The organism is Galbibacter kalidii (genome assembly GCF_026241135.1).
Lineage (GTDB): Bacteria > Bacteroidota > Bacteroidia > Flavobacteriales > Flavobacteriaceae > Galbibacter.
Map to the genome: position 1 here is coordinate 18,034 of NZ_JAPFGA010000005.1, position 22,888 is coordinate 40,921.

General features: G+C 39.8%; 16 protein-coding genes and 1 tRNA gene. 13 read left to right on the forward strand and 4 right to left on the reverse strand.

The features are described 5' to 3' along the window. Entirely contained in the window at positions 1 to 4,512 is a 4,512-nt protein-coding gene (gene gltB, locus OOZ15_RS06845; protein WP_265955276.1) for a glutamate synthase large subunit, read from the reverse strand. 348 nt (positions 4,513 to 4,860) lie between these two features. Further along, positions 4,861 to 6,003, reverse strand: a complete 1,143-nt coding sequence (locus OOZ15_RS06850; RefSeq protein ID WP_265955278.1) for an acyl-CoA dehydrogenase — start codon at positions 6,001 to 6,003, stop codon at positions 4,861 to 4,863. Between the two features lie 87 nt (positions 6,004 to 6,090). Here OOZ15_RS06850 and OOZ15_RS06855 point away from each other — a divergent pair, with 87 nt between their 5' ends. The 9 genes from OOZ15_RS06855 (at position 6,091) to OOZ15_RS06895 (ending at position 14,831) form a co-directional block, all read left to right on the forward strand. Next, positions 6,091 to 7,149 (forward strand): anhydro-N-acetylmuramic acid kinase, encoded by a 1,059-nt coding sequence (locus OOZ15_RS06855; RefSeq protein ID WP_265955279.1) that lies wholly within the window; start codon positions 6,091 to 6,093, stop codon positions 7,147 to 7,149. 65 nt (positions 7,150 to 7,214) lie between these two features. Then, positions 7,215 to 8,441, forward strand: a complete 1,227-nt coding sequence (locus OOZ15_RS06860; protein ID WP_265955280.1) for a Glu/Leu/Phe/Val dehydrogenase dimerization domain-containing protein — start codon at positions 7,215 to 7,217, stop codon at positions 8,439 to 8,441. Positions 8,442 to 8,484: 43 nt separating this feature from the next. Continuing rightward, a complete protein-coding gene (nhaD, locus tag OOZ15_RS06865; RefSeq protein ID WP_265955282.1) occupies positions 8,485 to 9,852 on the forward strand; it encodes a sodium:proton antiporter NhaD in 1,368 nt (455 codons plus the stop codon). 49 nt (positions 9,853 to 9,901) lie between these two features. Then, positions 9,902 to 10,591, forward strand: coding sequence for a MotA/TolQ/ExbB proton channel family protein (locus OOZ15_RS06870; RefSeq protein WP_265955284.1), 690 nt, complete (start codon positions 9,902 to 9,904; stop codon positions 10,589 to 10,591). Between the two features lie 205 nt (positions 10,592 to 10,796). Beyond that, the gene (locus OOZ15_RS06875; protein ID WP_265955285.1) at positions 10,797 to 11,183 is read left to right on the forward strand and encodes an ExbD/TolR family protein; all 387 of its coding nucleotides are present in this window, start codon (positions 10,797 to 10,799) and stop codon (positions 11,181 to 11,183) included. Between the two features lies 1 nt (position 11,184). Next, the gene (locus OOZ15_RS06880; protein WP_265955286.1) at positions 11,185 to 12,075 is read left to right on the forward strand and encodes an energy transducer TonB; all 891 of its coding nucleotides are present in this window, start codon (positions 11,185 to 11,187) and stop codon (positions 12,073 to 12,075) included. A 3-nt stretch (positions 12,076 to 12,078) separates the two neighbouring features. After that, complete coding sequence (locus OOZ15_RS06885) at positions 12,079 to 13,287, forward strand: bifunctional folylpolyglutamate synthase/dihydrofolate synthase (protein ID WP_265955288.1); 1,209 nt, start codon at positions 12,079 to 12,081, stop codon at positions 13,285 to 13,287. A 71-nt stretch (positions 13,288 to 13,358) separates the two neighbouring features. After that, a tRNA-Val gene (locus OOZ15_RS06890) sits at positions 13,359 to 13,436 on the forward strand. A 312-nt stretch (positions 13,437 to 13,748) separates the two neighbouring features. Continuing rightward, positions 13,749 to 14,831, forward strand: a complete 1,083-nt coding sequence (locus OOZ15_RS06895) for an OmpA family protein (RefSeq protein WP_265955290.1) — start codon at positions 13,749 to 13,751, stop codon at positions 14,829 to 14,831. A gap of 36 nt (positions 14,832 to 14,867) precedes the next feature. On the opposite strand, the gene OOZ15_RS06900 is transcribed toward OOZ15_RS06895, so the two are convergent. Together OOZ15_RS06900 and gldJ are read right to left on the reverse strand one after the other, a co-directional pair. Next, entirely contained in the window at positions 14,868 to 16,145 is a 1,278-nt protein-coding gene (locus OOZ15_RS06900; protein WP_265955291.1) for a UDP-N-acetylmuramoyl-tripeptide--D-alanyl-D-alanine ligase, read from the reverse strand. 66 nt (positions 16,146 to 16,211) lie between these two features. After that, positions 16,212 to 17,855: a gliding motility lipoprotein GldJ gene (gene gldJ / locus OOZ15_RS06905; RefSeq protein WP_265955293.1), complete on the reverse strand. Its 1,644-nt coding sequence runs from the start codon at positions 17,853 to 17,855 to the stop codon at positions 16,212 to 16,214. Positions 17,856 to 18,233: 378 nt separating this feature from the next. Between gldJ and porV the strand changes: the two genes are divergently transcribed. From porV to OOZ15_RS06925, 4 genes are all read left to right on the forward strand, one after another. After that, positions 18,234 to 19,388 (forward strand): type IX secretion system outer membrane channel protein PorV, encoded by a 1,155-nt coding sequence (porV, locus tag OOZ15_RS06910; RefSeq protein WP_265955295.1) that lies wholly within the window; start codon positions 18,234 to 18,236, stop codon positions 19,386 to 19,388. 174 nt (positions 19,389 to 19,562) lie between these two features. Further along, a complete protein-coding gene (locus OOZ15_RS06915) occupies positions 19,563 to 20,054 on the forward strand; it encodes a cytidine deaminase (protein ID WP_265955297.1) in 492 nt (163 codons plus the stop codon). Positions 20,055 to 20,215: 161 nt separating this feature from the next. Next, complete coding sequence (gene pdhA / locus OOZ15_RS06920; protein WP_265955299.1) at positions 20,216 to 21,214, forward strand: pyruvate dehydrogenase (acetyl-transferring) E1 component subunit alpha; 999 nt, start codon at positions 20,216 to 20,218, stop codon at positions 21,212 to 21,214. A gap of 5 nt (positions 21,215 to 21,219) precedes the next feature. Further along, positions 21,220 to 22,836, forward strand: a complete 1,617-nt coding sequence (locus OOZ15_RS06925; protein WP_265955301.1) for a dihydrolipoyl dehydrogenase family protein — start codon at positions 21,220 to 21,222, stop codon at positions 22,834 to 22,836. The last annotated feature ends 52 nt before the right edge of the window (positions 22,837 to 22,888 follow it).

Consider the following 22,888-nt stretch of genomic DNA (forward strand, 5'->3'; position numbering starts at 1 on the left):
TTATGCTGTTGTTAATTGTTCTACTTTGTTTTCTTGTTTTTCTAGCATCTCCAATGCCTTTTTATATTCTGTTGGCATAACTTTGACGAACTTTTTACTGTTTTTCTCCCAATCGGCCACAATTCGTTTTGCAAGTGGACTGTCGGTATATTCAATATGCTTATTGATCAAACGGCTCAGTTCTTTTTCATCTTTATCCGTCAGTTCTTCCAATTCGACCATTTCCATATTGATATTATTGGTGTCTAAAGAATTGTCAGGATTGTAGATATAAGCAATACCACCGCTCATACCGGCAGCGAAATTTCGTCCTATCTTACCAAGGATTACCGCAATACCTCCGGTCATATACTCACAACCGTGGTCTCCGATACCTTCAACTACAGCTTTCACTCCGGAATTTCTAACCAAGAAACGCTCACCGGCAATTCCGTTGATGTAGGCTTCCCCGTTGATGGCTCCATACATGGCAACATTTCCGATGATGACATTTTCTTCCGGTTTGAAGGTTGCGCCTTCAGGAACTTTTACAACCAGTTTAGCGCCTGAAAGTCCTTTTCCGAAGTAATCGTTGGTATTTCCGTTTACTTTTAAGGTCAATCCTTTGGTTGAAAAAGCACCAAAACTCTGTCCGGCCGATCCTGTGAAATTAAGGGTAAGCGTATCTTCCGGAAGTCCATTTTCTCCATGAATTTTTGAGATTTCATTACTCAAGATCGCTCCAGTGGTTCGGTTGATGTTTGTGATTGGGAAATCCAAACTCATTTTTTCTTTTCGATACACAGCTGGGTGTGCTAGACGCAGAATCTCAAAGTCGAGCACATTGTCCAGTTGATGGTCTTGTTTTTCTGTGTTGTATAGTTTTACATGCTCAGGAACTCTTGGTTTGTACAAGATGTTTGAAAGGTCGATTCCTTGAGCTTTATAATGTTCAATGGCTTTATTCATGTCAATTTTCTGACTTTGCCCCACCATTTCATCAATGGACCTAAAGCCGAGATCGGCCATGATCTGTCTCAATTCCTGAGCGATGAAATACATGAAGTTGATCACATGCTCAGGGGTTCCTTTAAAGTTTTTACGCAATTCAGGATCCTGTGTGGCAATACCTACCGGACAAGTGTTTAGGTGGCAGGCACGCATCATGATGCATCCTGAAGCTACTAAGGGAGCGGTGGCAAAACCAAATTCTTCAGCACCCAACAAACAGGCAATAGCAACATCACGTCCGGTTTTTAACTGTCCGTCACATTCTACAACAATCCTGCTGCGGAGGTCATTCAAAACCAATGTTTGTTGTGCTTCGGCAATTCCCAATTCCCACGGCAATCCGGCATGTCTCAACGAGGTGAGGGGAGAAGCTCCCGTACCTCCATCAAAACCGGAAATAAGAACTACGTCGGCTTTTGCTTTGGCAACTCCGGCAGCAATGGTTCCAACACCCACTTCAGAAACGAGTTTTACATTTACTCGCGCTTCGCGATTGGCATTTTTCAGGTCGAAGATGAGCTGTGCCAAATCCTCAATAGAATAAATATCGTGGTGTGGGGGTGGCGAGATTAAACCTACATAAGGTGTGGAATTTCTTGTTTTTGCAATCGCCGGATTTACTTTTGGTCCTGGCAATTGTCCTCCTTCACCGGGCTTAGCCCCTTGTGCCATTTTTATTTGGATCTCCTTGGCATTGCTCAAGTAGTTGATCGATACACCAAAACGTCCGGAGGCAACCTGTTTGATTGCACTGTTTCTCCAGTTTCCATTAAGGTCTTTATGGAAACGATCCGGATTTTCTCCACCTTCACCCGAATTACTTTTTCCTTGTATCCTGTTCATCGCGATAGCAAGGTTCTCATGCGCTTCCTTACTAATCGATCCAAACGACATAGCTCCGGTCTTAAAGCGTTTTACGATATCTGTCCACGGTTCTACTTCATCAATAGAAATAGGATTGAGTTCTTTAAATTTGAACATACCTCTTAATGTCATCAAGCGTTCACTTTGCTCGTTGATCATGTTTGAGTATTCCTTGTAGCTGTCAAATTTATTGCTTCTTACGGCCTGTTGAAGTTTTGCTACGGTAGTTGGGTTGAACATATGGCGTTCTCCATTCCTGCGCCAACGGTAATCACCGCCAATTTCCAGGTCAAGGGCTGCTTCACTTTCGGTAAAAGCTTTAGTAAATCGCTCTTGAATTTCTCTTTCTATTTCATAAATACCGATTCCTTCAATTCGGGTTGCAGTACCGCGGAAATATTTATCGACAAACTTCTTGTTGAGCCCTAAAGCTTCAAATATTTGAGCCCCTCTATAGGAATGCAAAGTGGAAATACCGATTTTGTTCATGATTTTCACGATACCTTTTCCTATGGCTATGTTGAAGTTGTTAATAGCTTCTTCAAAGCTGGAGTTTACTTCGCCATCGGTAACCATTTTGGCAATAATCTCATTAACCATATACGGGTTGATGGCACTGGCACCATAACCGAACAAGAGCGCGAAATGATGTGGTTCCCTTGGTTCGGCAGATTCTATAATGATTCCAATAGACGACCTTTTTCCTTTTTTCTTCAGCGAGTGGTGTACATAAGAACACGCTAAAGCAGAAGGAATAGGTGCCATCTTGGAAGAAACATTTCTATCAGATAGGATAATAATGTTGTGACCTTCGTCAATAGCAGATGAAATCTCTTCTACGATTTCATCTAAACGAGCTTCAAGGCCATTCAATCCTTTATTGATATCATAAAGGATTGAAATTGAAACGGCCTTAAAGTCCGGGTGGTTAATATATTTGATTTTGTCAAGGTCTTCGTTGGATATTACCGGATTCTGAATTTTCAGTTTTTTGGCTTGTTCCGGAACAATATCAAAGATGTTTCGGTCGCCACCAATCGATAGACTGATGTCTGTGACGATCTCTTCACGGATACCATCTAAAGGTGGATTGGTCACCTGGGCAAACAACTGCTTGAAGTAGTTAAAAAGCAATTGAGGTTTATCAGACAATACCGCCAAAGGCGTATCTGTTCCCATAGATCCAATGGCTTCTTTCCCCAATCCTGCCATAGGGGCAATAATGGTTTTGAGATCTTCTATAGTATATCCGAATAATTTTTGTCTTTTTACGAAATCTTCTTTTTCTACAGGAGTTTTGTTTCCGGTATAAGGAACGTCAGCCAATGGTAATAGGTTTTCATCCAACCATTTTCTATATGGCCTTTTGGTAACAATACTTTCTTTTACCTCCTCGTCACCCACAATTTTTCCTTCGATCATATCTACCAAGAACATACGTCCTGGCTCCAACCTTCCGTGTAGTTCTACATTTTCAGGTTTTACGTCGATCACCCCGGTTTCAGAAGACATGATTACATAACCGTCTTTGGTAACGGTATATCGGGAAGGTCTCAAACCGTTTCTGTCCAGCAGGGCACCGATATAATTTCCGTCGGTAAAAGGAATAGAAGCCGGTCCGTCCCATGGTTCCATGATACACGAATTGTACTCATAGAACGCTTTTTTGGTATCGGACATCGATTGGTGTTTTTCCCATGCTTCGGGTACCATCATCATCATGATTTCCGGTAGCGAACGTCCTGTTTGTAGCAGAAGCTCTAGGACCATATCCATAGAGGCAGAATCTGATTTCCCTTCCAAAACCACAGGAGGAATATCTTTTAGGGTGTCTCCAAAAAGATCACTTTTGAAAAGTTCTTCACGAGCTTTCATTCTACTCAGGTTCCCTCTTAGGGTATTGATCTCTCCATTGTGGCACATATAGCGGAATGGCTGAGCCAAATCCCAGGTAGGGAAGGTGTTGGTCGAGAAACGTTGGTGTACCAAGGCAAGTTTGGTCACCACTTCAGGTTGCATCAGGTCTTTGTAATACCTGCTGATATCCTGAGGCATTAAAAGTCCTTTATATATAATAGTTGTTGTTGATAGACTCGAAAAGTAAAAATATTCAGCTTCGGAAAGGTTGGAAGCTAAAATTTGATGCTCAGCAATCTTTCTTCCCGCAAAAAGTTTTGCGTTGAATTCTTCATCTGAAAGACCTTGTCCGTTTTTACCAATAAAAACCTGCTTGATCCCGGGTTCTGTTTCAGCAGCAATTTCTCCGATACAGTTATGATCAACAGGAACATCACGCCAGCCAATGATATTGAGCCCTTGCTTTTTGATGTTCTCCTCAAAAATATCAATACACATTTTGGATTGATTTTCAGATTTAGGCAAGAAAAGCATTCCTGCGGCATATTCTTTAGCTTCAGGGATATCAAAATCACATGCTTTTTTAAAGAAATCGTGAGGGATTTCAATAAGGATTCCCGCACCATCCCCGGTTTTTCCGTCGGCACTTACGGCACCGCGGTGTTCCAAGCGGATTAAGATATCAAGTGCTTTGTGAATGATATCGTTTGTGCGTACTCCATTTAGGTTACAGATAAAGCCTGCACCGCAATTGTCATGTTCAAACTCCGGAGAGTATAGTCCTTGTTCTTGTGGCTTCATAAATTTACGTGGTTTCCACAAAAATAGTCAGAAAGATGTCAATTTTTCAAGATTTTGAATCAAAAGATGAAATAAATCAATCGTTAGGAATTAATTGTTGTCAAAAATTCAATATCAAAATTTTGGGGTATGGCAAATTATCAAATTGTTAATTTAAGATCAAAATATTGCTAACCCCTATAATTTTGAGGGGTTATTTCATTTTTTATTGATAATTTGATCACTATACCGTGTAAACAGGAGAGTGTTTGGGTATAAAACTAATTATTTTCAGAAAACCCCTTATTTTTTAGGGGGTTGTTTTAAAAACCATACTTTTTATTTAAAAAACTTTTGTTTTACCAGGGGCTATTCTGATAAAAGACTTCGCGAAATTACAATTTTTTGAATTTCTGAAGTACCTTCATAGATCTGGGTGATCTTAGCGTCCCGCATGAGTCGTTCTACATGATATTCTTTTACGTAGCCGTTTCCTCCATGTATCTGTACGGCTTCAATAGTGGTATTCATAGCAACTTCCGAAGCATACAACTTGGCCATGGAGCCTGAAATATCATAATCTTCATCTATGTCTTTGTCCCAAGCTGCTTTAAGCACAAGATGTTCTGCTGCTTTAATTTGGGTATGCATATCGGCCAGTTTGAAGGCAATAGCCTGATGGTTGCAAATTTCAGTACCAAAAGCTTTTCTCACTTTTGAGTATTCTTTGGCAAGTTCATAAGCTCCCCATGCTATTCCAAGGGCTTGGGCGGCAATTCCTATTCTTCCACCGGAAAGGGTTTTCATGGCGAATTTAAATCCGAAGCCATCTTCTCCAATGAGATTTTCTTTTGGGACTTTTACATCGTTGAAAATAAGGGAATGGGTGTCGCTTCCGCGGATTCCGAGTTTTTGTTCCTTTGGACCTATTTCAAAACCGGGCATGCCTTTTTCGAGTATAAGTGCGTTGATGCCCTTATGTTTTTTTTCAGGATATGTTTGTGCAATAACCAGATAAACATCGGCAGAGTTCCCGTTGGTGATCCAGTTCTTGGTACCGTTTACGATATAGTGATCACCTTTGTCTATAGCCGTGGTTTTTTGTGAAGTCGCATCACTGCCCGCTTCAGGCTCAGACAGGCAAAAAGCGCCTATGATGTCTCCCGAAGCCAATCGGGTTAAATATTTTTTCTTTTGTTGTTCGGTGCCGTATTTTTCCAATCCCCAGCAAACCAAAGAATTGTTTACGCTTACAATAACTGATGAGGAAGCGTCTATTTTTGACAGTTCCTTCATGACCAAGACATAAGAAATGGTATCCATCCCACTTCCACCATATTCAGGTGATGTCATCATTCCTAAAAAACCAAGCTCCCCCATTTTCTTTACTTGTTCTTTTGGAAACTCTTGTTTTTCATCTCTTTCGATAACTCCGGGAAGCAGTTCTGTTTTTGCAAAATCCCTGGCCGCTTGTTGAATCATTAATTGTTCTTCGGAAAGTCTGAAATCCATGCTATTTTTGTGATATTTTTAATAGATTGCCCAAATATAATTTTAAAATGTAACATTTTCAATGATTCTTATTTATTTTTACCGAATATGAAAAAGAATTACTATAACGTTGTAGGAGTGATGTCGGGTACATCGCTGGACGGAATCGATTTGGTGAACGTCCGATTTGAAAATAAAGCCTCTTGGAGTTTTGATGTAATTTGTTGTGAGACAATTCCGTATAATGACCAGTGGAGGAATCGCTTGAAAAATGCGATTCATCTATCCCAAGAAGCCTTAGAAAAACTGGACAAAGAATACACTATTTATTTAGCTGATGTTATATCGGACTTTATTTCAAAAAATAACTTGTCTGATATAGACTTTGTGGCTTCACATGGGCATACGGTTTTTCATGAACCCGAAAAAGGAATCACATATCAAATAGGGAATCTTCCATGTATTTCAGAAAAGACAGGAAAGACGGTGGTTTGTGATTTTCGGGTAGACGATGTGAAATTGGGCGGACAAGGAGCGCCCTTGGTGCCTGTGGGTGACAAGCTGCTTTTTGCTGAATATGATTTTTGTTTGAATATTGGCGGCTTTGCCAATGTTTCAACTAAGATCGGTGATGAATATAAGGCTTTTGATATCTGTGCGGCAAACAATGTGTTGAATCATTATGTGGCCACATTGGGTTTTGAATATGATGATGGTGGGAAAATAGCATCAACGGGAGAAGTGAATAATGCCTTGTTGGATAAACTAAATGATCTTCCGTTTTATAAAAAGCCATATCCGAAATCGTTGGGGATAGAATGGGTAGAACAGGAAGTGCTCCCTATGATTGATGCAGCTCAAGCATCGGTTGAAGCTGTTTTACGAACCTATGTGGAGCATATTGCAATTCAAATAGCGGCGGTTTTAAAGCCTTCAGCTAAAGTTTTGGTGACAGGAGGAGGTGCGTATAACAATCTTTTGATGCAGCGATTAAAGGATTTGAGTAAAGCGGATATTGTGATACCCGAAAAAGCGATAATCGAATTTAAGGAAGCGATTATTTTTGGCTTTTTAGGCGTGTTGAAAATGCGAAATGAAGTGAATTGCCTGAAGAGCATTACAGGAAGTAGCAAAGATCATAGTAGTGGAAAAATATACAAACCATAAAATATTGTAAGGCGTGAAGCTGAGGCCTTATAGTTTAAATATATTTATAAAGTTTAAAAATCAGAATGAAAGAACTGCTTAAACAATACGAAGAAAAATCCCCTGAAATTATATTTAACTGGAAAGACCCTGAAACTGAAGCGGAAGGGTGGACAGTGATCAATTCCCTTCGCGGAGGAGCTGCCGGTGGCGGTACGAGAATGCGCGTTGGCTTGGATGCAAACGAGGTTTTATCGCTTGCCAAGACTATGGAAGTGAAATTTACTGTTTCGGGTCCGGCCATTGGAGGTGCTAAATCCGGAATCAATTTTGATCCTAAAGATCCTCGTAAAAAAGAGGTTTTGGAGCGTTGGTACAAAGCTGTGTCTCCCTTGTTGAAAAGTTACTACGGAACCGGAGGCGACCTGAATGTTGATGAAATTCATGAAGTAATCCCCATTACGGAAGATTGTGGGGTGTGGCATCCGCAGGAGGGGGTGTTCAACGGACATTTCAGACCAACGGAGGCGGACAAGATTAACCGTATCGGACAATTGAGACAGGGGGTGATCAAAGTTTTGGAAAACGAACGCTTTTCTCCCGATGTAAAAAGAAAGTACACCGTTGCAGATATGATCACCGGGTATGGGGTGGCAGAATCGGTAAAACATTATTACAACATATACAGAGGAGCTGTAAAAGGTAAAAAAGCAATCGTACAAGGATTTGGAAATGTAGGAGCCGCCGCAGCCTATTATCTCTCCCAAATGGGAGTGAAAATTGTAGGGATTATCGATATTGACGGAGGTGTGATCAATGAAGAAGGTTTTGCTTTTGAAGAGATAAAATCATTTTTCTTGGCTAAAAAGGGAAGTACCTTGGCACTGGAAAATATGATTCCGTTTAAAGAAATGAATGAAAGAATCTGGAGTCTTTCCGCAGAGATATTTATGCCCTGTGCCGCTTCGCGATTGATCACCAAAGAACAAATAACCAAATTGATCGATACAGGTTTGGAGGTGGTAACATGCGGAGCCAATGTGCCTTTTGCCGATAAAGAGATATTTTTTGGACCGATTATGGAATATACAGACCAACGTATCAGTTTGATACCGGATTTTATTTCAAATTGTGGTATGGCTCGTGTTTTCGCTTATTTTATGGAACGGCGAACAGAAATGACAGACAAAGCGATTTTTGAAGACACATCAAATACCATTAAAAAAGCCCTGCAAAATACCTTCAAACAAAGTGTTAATAAAACAAATATTAGCAGCACCGCTTTTGAAATCGCATTAAAACAATTAATTTAGGCCCGGATTTTATACTAACAATCAAAAAAATTAAACTATCCCTATGGAAATGATAATTATTATTGTATTTGTTCTTGGGTATTTGGCTATTACTTTAGAGCACAATTTAAAAGTAGATAAACTGATTCCTGCTTTGGGAATGATGGCGCTGTTATGGGCGATAATAGCCTTGACCCATATGGATGTTTTTGAGGTCAATGCCGAGCTGAAAGAACTTGAAGCCACCCATATCGATGAGATTTTGCTACATCATTTAGGGAAAACAGCCGAGATATTGATATTCCTGCTGGGAGCGATGACCATAGTGGAAATCATTGATTATTTTGATGGTTTTGCAACTATAAAGGGATATATAAAGACAAGAAGTAAACGGAAGCTGCTTTGGATTTTTTCAATTTTGGCTTTCGTGCTTTCTGCGATTATAGACAACTTGACTGCGACTATCGTACTTATCACTATTCTTCAAAAAGTGTTGGATGATAAAAAAACGCGTTTGTGGTTTGCAGGACTTATCGTTATTGCTGCAAATGCCGGAGGGGCTTGGTCTCCGATAGGGGATGTTACAACTACCATGTTGTGGATCGGTGATAAAGTATCGACTGCACAATTGATAGAACATGTATTGGTGCCTTCCATCTTTTGTATGGTCATACCTACCTTTATTGCTTCACGAATGAAGGTATTTCAAGGGAAAATAGAAGGTGAATTCACTAACGGATCTAAAAAATCCAAATACGGAACGATCATGTTGTACCTCGGATTGGGGATGATTGTTTTTGTTCCGATTTTTAAGACGATAACACACTTGCCTCCCTATGTTGGAATGATGCTTTCTTTGGCTGTTGTGGCCACTTTGGCTGAGATATATAGTAACAGGAAGTTTACCATTTCGGCAGCTATTGAGCACAGTGAAGCCGATGCTCAAGGACACCATAGTCCGGTACACCAATCCCTTTCACGGATAGAATTGCCGAGTATCTTGTTCTTCTTAGGTATTTTGATGGCTGTAGCAGCTTTGGAATCCTTAGGAATGCTATTCCATTTTGCTGAAACATTAGATGAAAGTATGCCAATGTTGGGGACAGAAGGGGTAGGTGAAAAAGTTTCGGATTTGGTAATACTCATACTAGGTGTCGGTTCAGCTATTATAGATAATGTGCCGTTGGTGGCAGCCAGTATGGGAATGTTCTCTGTAGGAATGGACGATCCTGTTTGGCATTTTATTGCCTATTCTGCCGGAACGGGCGGTAGTATGCTTATTATTGGTTCTGCTGCCGGAGTTGTAGCAATGGGAATGGAAAAAATTGATTTTTTCTGGTATCTTAAAAAAATAGCTTGGTTGGCATTTGTCGGTTTTATAGCCGGTGCCGGAGTTTTTATATTGATAAGAAATTTAATTCTGAACGGATAATTTTACGACTAAATCACCGTTATTAACCTAACCTATATAAATATAACATATGGTATTATTTCAAGAAGCGACCCAGGAAGTGGCAGAAGAAGCACTTTCTGAAGAAAAGACATTATCGGTTATAGACTTGATTGCAAACGGAGGAACTGGAAGTGTAGTCATAATAGCGATACTTTTTGTCTTGTTGTTTGTAGCGCTGTATATCTATTTTGAACGGATTTTTGCGATTAAAGCTGCGTCGAAGATCGATAAAAACTTTATGAACCAGATTCGGGACCATGTTTCCAACGGCAAGTTGGAAGCGGCCAAAATATTATGTGCACAAACAGATTCACCGGTAGCACGACTCACGGAAAAAGGAATTTCACGTATAGGAAAACCTTTGGACGATATCAATAAAGCGATAGAGAATGCCGGTACTTTAGAGGTCTATAAATTGGAAAAGAATGTGAGTATTTTGGCAACCGTAGCGGGAGCTGCCCCAATGATAGGTTTCTTGGGAACTGTGATCGGTATGATCATTGCTTTCCATCAAATGGCGACCAGTGGCGGACAAGCCGAAATGGGGCAATTGGCCGGAGGTATTTATACGGCGATGACAACTACCGTTGGTGGACTTATAGTAGGGATTATAGCATATATTGGTTATAATCATGTTGTAGTTCGTACAGATAAGGTAGTCCACAATATGGAAGCCAATGCGGTTCAATTCCTAGACTTGTTGAATGAGCCTGTATAGGTTCTTCTTCGTTATTAGATTAAATTTAAGAATATGAAACATTTATAATCAGCTTAAATTCATTATATTATAAAGATGATTATGGATGTTTTTGTGATATAAAAATATATTTATGAAATACCCATGGTAAAGTTTCTTTTTAATACAAAATGGAGATGAATGTGGGTGTTCCATGTGACCTTTGAAAAATAAATAAAACAGACTCATGAAACTAAAAGGAAGAAACAAAGTGTCGCCGGAATTCAGTATGAGTTCCATGACTGATATTGTTTTTTTGCTCTTGGTGTTCTTTATGCTTACCTCAAATACGCCAAACGCATTAGACCTGCTTTTGCCTAAAGCTAAAGGAAAATCAACAAATGTTCAGAACGTTTCTGTAAGTATCAATAACAATCTCGATATTTATGTAGATGATCAGAAAGTAAAGCCGGAATTTGTTGAAACCGAGCTCAGACGAAGGCTAAAGGATGTTGAAACACCAACAATTATCTTAAGAGCCGAAAAGAGCGTACCTATCGATAATGCAGTAAACATTATGGATATTGCCAATCAGAACAATTATAAAGTAATACTGGCTGTAAGACCTAAATAAAATGTCTTTTTTAGATACCCGACATAAGAAAAAATCGTTTACAATAACAACGGTGTTGCTCAGTGCACTCATCTTGTTAATGTTTTATATTGGGTTGTCTTATTTAGATCCACCCATAGAGAGTGGTATATCTGTAAACTTTGGCACTACCAATTTCGGTAGCGGAAATGTACAGCCAAAGGAAAAAATTAAAAGCACTCCTGTAGAAAAGCCTGAGCCGAAAAAAACTTCTGAAACAGCAAAACCAACGCCTACAACACCTGAAGAGTCTGTTGAAAAGTCCGAGGAAGTGGTAACCCAAAATAACGAGGAGTCTATCGTTATAAAAAAGAAAAAAGAAGCTGAGGCTAAGAAAAAAGCCGAGGAGGAAGCGAAGCGTAAAGCACAGGCTGAAGCCGAACGCCTTGAGAGAGAGCGAAAAGTGGAAGAAGAACGCATCAGAAAAGAACAGGAAGCCAAAAAAGAGAGCTTGGACGCACTAATGGGCGGACTTAATAATTCCGACGGTGAAGCCAGTGGAGGCGAAGGTGATGATGACAGAGCAGGGGATAAAGGACAACCTGACGGCGACCCTTATGCAAGCAGTTATTATGGCGGTGCCGGAAGCGGATCGGGAGGAACAGGTTACGGACTTAACGGCCGTAGTTTGATGTCAGGGGATAAGTTTGTGCAGGATTGTAACGAGTCCGGAACGGTCGTTGTCAAGATCGAAGTAGACAGGTCGGGGAAAGTTGTAAGTACAACATCCGGAGTTAAAGGAACGACCAATACGGCACAATGTTTAAAAGAAGCAGCAGATAAAACTGCGAGGTCCTACAAATGGAATGCAGATTCTAATGCTCCTTCACGTCAAATAGGATTTGTAGTCGTTAATTTTAAACTCAGAGGATAGCAAATGACATACGATCAAACGCTAAACTGGATGTTTGGCCGCTTGTCTATGTATCAAAAACAGGGGCAATCAGCTTTTAATCCTAAACTTACCAATACCATTGCTTTTGCAAAACACCTTGGAAACCCGGAATTGGGCTTTAGATCCATTCACGTGGCAGGAACCAACGGAAAAGGTTCCACAAGTCATATGTTGGCTTCTGTTCTACAAGAAGCGGGATATAAGGTGGGTTTGTATACCTCACCGCACCTTAAAGATTTTAGGGAACGCATAAAAATTAACGGGGAAGATGTTACTGAAGATTTTGTAGTTGATTTTATAGCTAAAAATAAAACCTTTTTGGAGGATAATCAGCTGTCTTTTTTTGAAATGACCGTCGGTATGGCGTTTCGCTATTTTGCTGATGAAAAAGTAGATATCGCTGTTGTTGAAGTTGGATTGGGAGGACGATTTGATTCGACAAACATCATTACTCCTGAAGTGTCTTTGATTACCAATATCGGTTATGATCATACCGATATGTTGGGCGATACGCTGGAGAAGATTGCTTGGGAAAAAGCGGGAATTATCAAGCCTGATGTGCCGGTGGTGATCAGTGAATATGATGAATCGACATTTCCGGTATTTCAATCTGTTGCCAAGGAAGTCAATTCGCCTCTTTTTTTGGCTGCTGAGACTAGTTGTAGTTATAAAAGTGATTTGCTGGGCGATTATCAGGAAAAGAACATTAAGGCAGTTGTAACTGTGTTAAAACAGCTTAAAAGCTTTCAAATTTCAGAAGGACACATAAAAAACGGACTTCTACATACCGTAAAGAACACCGGACTTATGGGGAGGTGGCAAAAAATGGCAGAAAAGCCCACTGTAATTTGTGATACTGCCCATAATAAGGAAGGGCTTTCCATTGTGATCAATCAAATTTTAAAACAGGCATTCGGCAAGCTACATATTGTGTTAGGCTTTGTAAAAGGCAAAAAGTTGGATGAGATTCTCCCTTTGTTTCCGAAAGATGCGATTTTTTATTTTTGTTCCCCGGATATTTTAAGAGCTATGGATGCCAAAGTTCTACAGCAAAAAGCAGCATATTTTTCATTGAAAGGTGAGGTATACGGTTCAGTTTCAGAAGCTTTGGACGCTGCTAAAAATAGGGCATCAGAGGATGATTTTATATTTGTTGGAGGTAGCAATTTTGTGGTAGCAGAAATAGTTTAATTTTTTTCATTTTTTCTTTTGTGGGATTGAAAAACTGTTCTATATTTGCATCCGCAATAAGGAAATAAAAAGGGCGATTAGCTCAGTTGGTTCAGAGCGGCTGGTTTACACCCAGTAGGTCGGGGGTTCGAATCCCTCATCGCCCACCAGCTTTTTAGAAAAACCATTCAATTTCTTGAATGGTTTTTTGTTTTATATACAAACTTTACGAATATTAAAGATTTGGGAATGAGAGTCCTAAAGTGAACCAAATGCGATTTCGGATTATAAAAATTGTACGATAATTAGTCGTTTTGTTGTAAGGTTTATATTTATAAAATGGTAAAGTATTGATTATCAGAGTGTAGTACTTCTCTCTATTGATTGTTATCTGCCGACTTTTTAGGTGGCTTTATAGTAGTTTTTTTGTCGAAGAGGTTATTTGGGGTACCTTCTACCAACTAATCAACTACTATAATTATATGAAACTTTTAAAACTACTCTCAATTTTATTCTTTTTTGTAGCTGAAGTACACGCACAGGAAGGGGATAATTTTTGGTTATTAGGCATTGGGTTTAATGTGGTAGACGACATGGGAATTAAAAGCAGGCAATATGCTGATGTGGATGATAATTGGCATATGGTGCCTTTTCCTTCAAGGGCCTCGGTTGGTTATTTTCTTAATAACGGTTTAGGCTTTCAACTTATAGGGACTTATAATCATTACAAAAGCGGGAGAATGGTAGATGGAACCGAGCTTTTGGGAGATAGAGATTATGTAGGCATTGATACTCAGATAAGTTATAGCTTGAATAGGGTTTTCGGACATATGGGATGGTTTGATCCTTATTTGGCTGCGGGTGGTGGTTATACATGGGTTGGAGATATAGGAAGGCCTACATTAAATGCTGGAGGTGGTTCTAATATATGGTTGAGCGATAGAGTAGGCATAAATTTGAACGCTGTCGGAAAGTTTTCTGTAAAAGATAGAGAGGTAGCGACCAATCATGCACAGTATTCAATTGGTGTTGTGTTTAAATTGACGAACTCCAAAGGAGAAGAACTTTTGACCAATGAAAATATTGTAGAGGTAGAATCAGTGCCTGAACCTGTAGCAGATACCACAAGTGTTGTTGAAATAGAAAAAGAAAAAATCATAGATGCAGGGCCTACTGAAGCTGAATTGTTACGACAAAAGATTTTAAATGAATTTGAAGCTGTTAAACAAGTGTATTTTGCATTCGATTCGTCTCATTTAACATCGGAAAGCAAAGAGAGGCTAGATGTGCTTGTTGCATTTATGGATATGTATCCTGATGTTGTGGTTTCCTTTGGGGCACATGCCGATTCTAGAGGGCCGGCTACATACAATATTGGGCTAACAGAACGTAGAGCTGCCGCAGTAGCCGATTATTTAAACTTAAAAGGATTGTCCAGTGAGCGGTTTTATGCTAAGGGTTATGGTGAATCTAATTTGGTCAACCATTGCTCAGATGGTGTGAAATGCACGGAAGAAGAACATCGGTTGAACAGAAGGGCTTCTTTTGAGCTGCTTGAAGATTAAGTGTCAACAACAAAATCATTTTAGGGGTTTTGAATTTTACAAACAATCCAAAACCCTTTCCAAAGCCATACCCCTGGATCCTTTTATCAAAATGGCGCTATCATTTGGTAGCGGATTTTTAACAAGGTAATTTTTAAGCTCTTCAAAACTGTTGAATTTTGATGCACTTGTCTTTGTGCGGTAAAAATTTTCGCCTATCAAAAGCACCTTTTCAAAATTCATTGCTATAGCGAGTTCGGCTATGTTTTGATGTTCTTTTTCAGATTCGCTACCCAATTCAAACATATCACCTAGAATAATCACTTTGTTATCGCCGTTCATGGCTTTAAAATTCTCCAGAGCTACTTTCATGCTACTTGGATTGGCATTGTAAGCATCCATGACGATTTTGTGCTTTTCAGTGTTCAGAATTTGGGAGCGATTGTTTGTAGGGGTGTAGTCTCTTATCGCTTCTTTGATCTTTGTCATCGGAATATTAAAATAAAGTCCGATAGCAACCGCTGCAGCAATGTTTGTGAAATTATAGCTGCCAATAAGCCTGGAGTTTATAGAAGCTCCCTGTGCGGTTATACAAACAAATGGGGCTGTTTTGTCAAGGTGAATTTCGACATCGCCATTGTTTGTTGTGCTAAAGCCGAACTTTTTCTCGTAGTTTTTTAGTTTTTCGGTTTGAATAGGGTCATCGGAATTATAAAAAATCGTTTTGTTATTGGAGATAAGGTGATCATAGAGTTCACTTTTACCTTGAATAACACCTTCAATATTTCCAAAACCTTCAAGGTGTGCTTTTCCGAAATTGGTGATATAGCCGAAATCAGGATGGGTGATTTTGCAGAGGGATTCAATTTCTTTCAAGTGATTGGCACCCATTTCCACAATTCCTATTTCGGTCGATTTATCCATGGAGAGTAGGGTGAGCGGTACACCAATGTGATTGTTTAAGTTGCCTTTGGTGGCAACAGTGTTGAATTTCTTAGACAACACAGCATTGATGAGTTCTTTGGTAGTTGTTTTCCCGTTACTTCCGGTTAGCGATATGATAGGGAGTTTCAAAAAACTTCTGTGGTGGTTAGCGAGTTGCTGCAAGCTTTTCAAGACATCTTCAACCAAGATGGTTTTTTCTGAAATTTGAAATTCCTTTTCGTCTATAACAGCATAATCAGCTCCTTTGTCAAGGGCATCTTTAGCAAATTGATTTCCGTTAAAATTTGCTCCCTTTAAAGCGAAAAAAATGGTGTTCTTTTCAATTTTCCGGGTATCGGTAACAACTCCGTTTGTGTTTAGGAATATGCGGTGTAGCTCTTCAATTTTCATGGATTAAAAGTATAAAAAAAGCCCTGAAATATTCAGGGCCTCTTATGAAAAAATGTGGAATATTTTTTAATGTCTCGGTGTCTTTTTCTCTTTTGCTTTAGAACCTACCCTTGACATGGCACAACGGAAACCGATATAGTCGGTCGCCATATACTGTGGTAGATACCTTCTCTGTGCAGGATCGATCCAGTATGCTCTGTCTCTCCATGAACCACCTTTGTACACGCGAACCTCGTCACTGATGAGCGTTGTTCTGGTATTGGATTCATCAAATTTTTTGATAAGGTTCCCTAATGAATCTCTTTCGGTTTTGTGTTCAGGAGAGTTATACATCTTTTCAGCATTTTCATTGTCTTCCGGATTAAACAAGTCATAATATCTTGTAGAACCAGGATCTCCATCTCTGTAGTTTCTATTGTCACTCTTGCTGAAATTGGTTCTCAAATAAGTATCATTCTTATCAACAGGAACCATGGCGATCTCTCCGGGGAGGTCACGGGCAACAATTCTACCGTTGGGCAAGGTGTCATAACGGATAAAGTCTTTTCCTACGATTTTTACTTTTCCGTCTTCACCGATGGAAGTTTTCATGTACACATTTCCACGGTAGTAGTTAAAATCGTTTGCTTCATCGTCTACGATTGGGCGATACACGTCAGCAACCCATTCAGCAACGTTACCAGCCATATCATATAATCCCCAGTCGTTTGGCGGGTATGATTTTACTTCAGCAGTAATATCGGCACCGTCGTCAGACCAACCGGCAATTCCACCATAATCTCCTTTTCCTTGTTTGAAATTGGCTAACTGATCACCACGATTTCTTCTTTTTCCTGAGCGGGTGTATTCCCCTTGCCAAGGATATTTCTTTCTACCTCTGTAGTTGTTGTATTCTCTGGTTTCTATAATGGCCTGAGCAGCATATTCCCATTCCGTTTCGGTAGGAAGTCTATACTGCGGCATGATAACCCCAGTAGATCTTTCAGCATAAGTGCTGGTAGTAGAATCCTTACCGGCCTTTTTTCCTAGATGGGAATCTATTTGTCCGCCATATGAACTTGAAGGACTGTTCAAATAGGTTTCTGAACTAAAACCGCCATCAACTTGACCGTCTATAGCAGCATATTTACTGTTTTTGGCAAGATAACCTTCGCGTTCCAGCATCAATTCGTTTACACGATCGGTTCTCCATTCAGAAAACTGAACAGCTTGAACCCAATTCACTCCAACTACGGGATATTCCGCATAGGCAGGGTGTCTTAGGTAATTGTTGGTCATCACTTCGTTATAACCAAGTCTGTTTCTCCACACTAATGTGTCCGGCAATGCACCTTTGTAGATGTTTGCGTAGGCAGGATTATCCGGAGGATAAACGCTTTTCAGGTAATCAAGATATTCCATGTACATCTTGTTGGTTACCTCAGTCTCATCCATGTAAAAAGACTGAACGTGTTGTTTTGTAGGTGTGTTGTTCCAGTCGTGCATTACATCGTCTTGAACCTTTCCTCTGGTGAATGTTCCACCTTCGAGAAAGACCAATCCGGGAGCGGTTTCCTGTTCTTTAAAATCTGTGTTGTATTGAAAGCCACCTTCTTTTGAGTTGATTTGCCAACCGGTAGCCCTGGAAGTGTTTTTAGAATTTTTACAGCTTGTAAAACTCACAAACCCTACCAAACATAACACGTATACGTTTAATAGATACTTTTTCATAATTAAGATTTGAGTTGTCTTAAATAAGTGTGCAATATAGCAATTAAGTGATTTAATTCAATTTTTTTCATGAAAATTGTGTGGATTATGTTGCCAAAGTCCCTTATGCTGTTGTATAACGAACAAAACCTGACTTTATTATACCTGTTTTTGTGGATTTCTACTTAGATTAACGGATAGGCAATTTTCTTTTCTCTTATTATTGTTATTTCATCATATAAAAAGATGATTTCATCGATACTTTCTGCCGATTAACAAGAAATCAAGGGCTATTGTATAAGAATATTGCAAAGAATCCGTTAATAGGAAACTAACGATTGTTGGTGGATTTGTTGAACTGCAAGAATCGATTATATTTGTTTAAAATAACCAAATCTCATGAAGATAAACTATTTGCTCCTTGGTATACTGTTTCTCTCAAATCTGTTAAGGGCTCAGGAAGACTCTCGGATGATAACAACCGCAGTGCCTTTTCTTGCTATTGCGTCTGATGCTAAAGCCGGAGGAATGGGTGAACTTGGAGCAACAACTACCCCCGATGTTTATTCACAACAATGGAATCCTGCAAAATACACTTTTGCTACTCGACAAATAGGGGTAGGAATCAGTTATACACCATATTTAAGTAAGTTGGTAAACGATATAGCCTTGTTGAATGCCACATACTACAATAGGGTCAGTGAACGAAGTGCCTGGGCAGCCAGTTTTAGGTATTTCAGCTTGGGGGATATTGAATTTATTACCGAAAATGAAGCCCTGCAAGGCCTACAACCTATTATTGAAAGACCTAACGAATTGGCTTTGGACGTTTCTTATTCATTAAGGCTCAGTCAAAACTATTCCATGGCTGTTGTTGTAAGATATTTAAGGTCTGACCTGAAAATCAGGGACGAAAATATTGATGCTTCGGCGGCGAGTTCTTTTGCTGTGGATGTGGCCGGATATTTTCAGTCGAACGAAATTGCTTATGAAAATTTCAACGGACGCTGGAAAGGGGGATTTAATATTTCCAATGTTGGTCCCAAAATAAAGTATGATGCAGAAGGAAGGGAAAGTTATCTGCCAACGAATCTAAAATTGGGTGGGGGCTTTGATTTTTTGTTTGATATACAAAATAAGCTGTCCCTGGATGCAGAGTTTAATAAATTGTTGGTGCCTACGCCGAGTGACTCCAATGGAGACGGAGAGATAAACACTGAAGACGATTATTATACGCAGAGTTTCTTTAAAGGGATGTTTTCATCTTTTGGCGATGCGCCCGATGGTTTTAGCGAAGAATTGAAAGAGATTACCTGGGCTTTGGGAGCAGAATATATGTATAATGATGCTTTTGCTTTACGAACAGGTTATTTTCATGAAAGTGATGAAAAAGGAGCCCGAAAGTTTTTTACATTGGGAGCAGGGTTCAGATTTAAAGCCACTTCAATAGACTTTTCTTATTTGTTTTCTACTTCCAGGGTTCGGAATCCGCTGGAAAATACCTTGCGTTTTTCGCTTACCTTCAATTTGGGAGACGAGTATAGCGATTATTAAAAACCCGAAAAGGGGATCGCTTAATATTAAAATTCTACGTATGCTAGTTTGGCAATTCTGGGTGAGGTAAATTAAAAAATTTCTTAAGATTTTTTAATTGTTGTATTTTCGGGGAGTCGCAAGCTTCTCAGGTTAAGCCGAAGAGGTAATGGACGAAATCTTGTATGTAATAATATGAAGAAACTAGAAATAAAAGCAAGCCTTACCGTTTTTGATTCTTTAGACGAATTATCCGATGATGCAAGGGAATTGATGCTCAAAGCGATTAGCGTAAGGAAAAATGCCTATGCTCCTTATTCCAAATTCAGGGTAGGAGCGGCACTTGAATTGGAAAACGAAGAAGTGATTGTAGGAAGTAATCAGGAAAATGCAGCATTTCCATCAGGTTTATGTGCAGAACGGGTGGCGATTTTTCAAGCGGGAACCCAATTTCCCGATGTTGCCGTGAAAACAATGGCTATTTCGGCAGCCTCAGATACATATAGCGTGTTAACACCAACACCGCCATGTGGAGCTTGCCGGCAGTCGATAGCCGAATATGAAGAACGACAAAAACGCCCCATAGCCCTTTATTTTATGGGAGAAACAGGAAAAGTAGTAAAAGCCGATTCACTAAAAGATCTTCTTCCTTTGATTTTTGGAAAAGCATCCCTGAACAATATTTAACAAAAATCTTGTATAAAAGCAGTTTTTCATTTTTGCACTTTTAACGAAAACGCTACTTTTGTATTGCGTTAAAAAAAGCCTTTTTATAATGATGAAGGTTTATTGCATTTAATATTCATAAGGTGTTAAATGCTGAATGTTTTTTCAAAAGAAAATTACACATGAAGAAAGTTACAAAACAAGTTTACTTGAAATGGTATGAAGACATGCTGTTTTGGAGAAAGTTTGAAGATAAGCTAGCGGCTGTTTATATTCAACAAAAGGTGAGAGGATTTCTTCACCTTTATAATGGTCAGGAAGCTGTGTTGGCAGGTACCTTGCATGCTATCGATCCCAAAAAAGATAAATTGATTACTGCTTACCGTAACCACGTTCAACCTATCGGATTGGGGGTTGACCCTAAAAGAGTGATGGCAGAGTTATACGGAAAAGCAACAGGAACATCTCAAGGTTTGGGTGGTTCGATGCATATCTTCTCCAAAGAATACAACTTTTATGGAGGTCACGGGATTGTTGGCGGACAGATTCCATTGGGGGCCGGACTTGCGTTTGCCGATAAATATTTCAAGAGAGACGGTGTAACTTTGTGTTATATGGGTGATGGTGCTGTGCGCCAGGGATCACTTCATGAATCGTTTAACTTGGCGATGTTGTGGAACCTTCCGGTTGTATTTATCTGTGAAAATAACGGATATGCAATGGGAACCTCAGTAGCGAGAACATCCAAGGAGCAAGAAATCTGGAAACTGGGACTTGGTTATGATATGCCATGTGGACCGGTGGACGGAATGAACCCGGTAGAAGTAGCAGAAGCCATTCATGAAGCAGTAGAAAGAGCACGTTCTGGAGGCGGACCTACTTTCCTTGAAATGAAAACATATCGATACAGAGGTCACTCAATGTCTGATGCACAACACTACAGAACCAAAGAAGAAGTAGAAGAGTACAAGAAAATAGATCCGATCACTCAGGTTAGGGATATTATTTTGAAAAAGAAATATGCAAAAGAGGCAGACCTTGATAAAATAGGCAAAGAAGTTAGGGAGAGGGTGAAAGAATGTGAGAAATTTGCTGAAGAATCACCATATCCGGAGAAGAATGTTATGTACGACGTTGTTTACGACCAGGAAGATTATCCATTTTTACCGCATAAACTTTAAAAATAATGGCAGAAATCATTAACATGCCGCGATTGAGCGACACCATGGAAGAAGGTGTAGTTGCTAAGTGGCTTAAAAAAGTAGGAGATAAAGTAGAAGAAGGCGATATCTTAGCCGAAATCGAAACCGATAAAGCTACAATGGAGTTTGAATCCTTTCACGAAGGGGTGTTGCTTCATATTGGTATTGAAGAAGGCGATGGTGCACCAGTAGATTCCCTTTTGGCAATTATTGGAGAAAAAGGAGAAGATATTTCCGGTTTGCTAAACGGAAATACAGCCGAAGCTAAAGAAGAAACTACTGAAGAAAAACCTACTGAGGAAGTGAAAACTGAAGCTGCTACAGAAATCCCTGCAGGAGTGGAAGTGGTTAGTATGCCGCGATTGAGCGACACCATGGAAGAAGGAACCGTAGCTTCTTGGCTCAAGAAAGTAGGAGACGATGTTGAAGAAGGCGATATTTTAGCCGAAATCGAAACCGATAAAGCGACGATGGAGTTTGAATCGTTCTACTCCGGAAAATTGCTGTATATCGGTATTGAAGAAGGACAATCAGCTCCGGTTGATGATGTTTTGGCTATCATTGGACCTGATGGAACAGATGTTGACGCCGTATTGGCTGCTGCAAAATCTGGAGGTACTGCCGCTAAAGAAGAAAGTACTCCTGCTGCCCCCGAAAAGAAAGAGGCAGTTAAAGAAGAGAAAAAAGAAGTGGTAACGTCTACTTCAAACGGAAGGATTTTTGTTTCTCCATTGGCGAAAAAAATGGCGGCGGAGAAAGGCATTGACCTGACTAAGGTTCAAGGTTCTGGAGAGAACGGACGAATCGTTAAAAAAGATATTGAAAATTATATACCTGTTGCTGAAAGTGCAGCGACTCCGGCTACAGATAAAGCCGCCGCCGCCGCTTCAAATGTGATGCCTTTTGTCCCTGCAGGGGAAGAAAGCGTAGAAGAGAAGAAGAATTCTCAAATGCGTAAAACCATTGCCAAGAGACTTGGTGAATCTAAATTCTCGGCACCACATTACTATTTGACCATAGAGGCAGATATGAGCAATGCCATGGCATCCCGCGTACAGATCAATGAATTGCCGGATATCAAAGTATCGTTTAACGATATGGTTGTGAAAGCATGTGCAATGGCATTGAAAAAGCATCCGCAAGTAAACACCAGTTGGAAAGATGATGTAACGGTGTACAACCACCATATTCACATTGGAGTAGCTGTAGCTGTTGACGAAGGTCTTTTAGTACCTGTATTGAAATTCACAGATCAAATGAGTTTGACACAAATAGGAGGGAAAGTTCGTGAATTGGCTGGAAAAGCGAGGGATAAAAAGATCACTCCTCAGGAAATGGAAGGCAGTACGTTTACGGTTTCCAACTTGGGAATGTTCGGTATTCAGGAATTTACCTCGATTATAAATCAGCCCAATTCCGCTATTCTTTCCGTAGGAAGCATCGTTGAAAAACCAGTGGTTAAAAACGGAGAGATTGTAGTAGGACACACGATGAAAGTTACTTTAGCTTGCGACCACAGAACAGTGGATGGTGCTACAGGAGCTCAGTTCCTGCAAACCTTACAGGCTTACTTGGAAAACCCTGTAACTATGTTGGCGTAAATAAGACTAACGATTATAAAAAGAATCCCGCGCTTTATGCGGGATTTTTGTT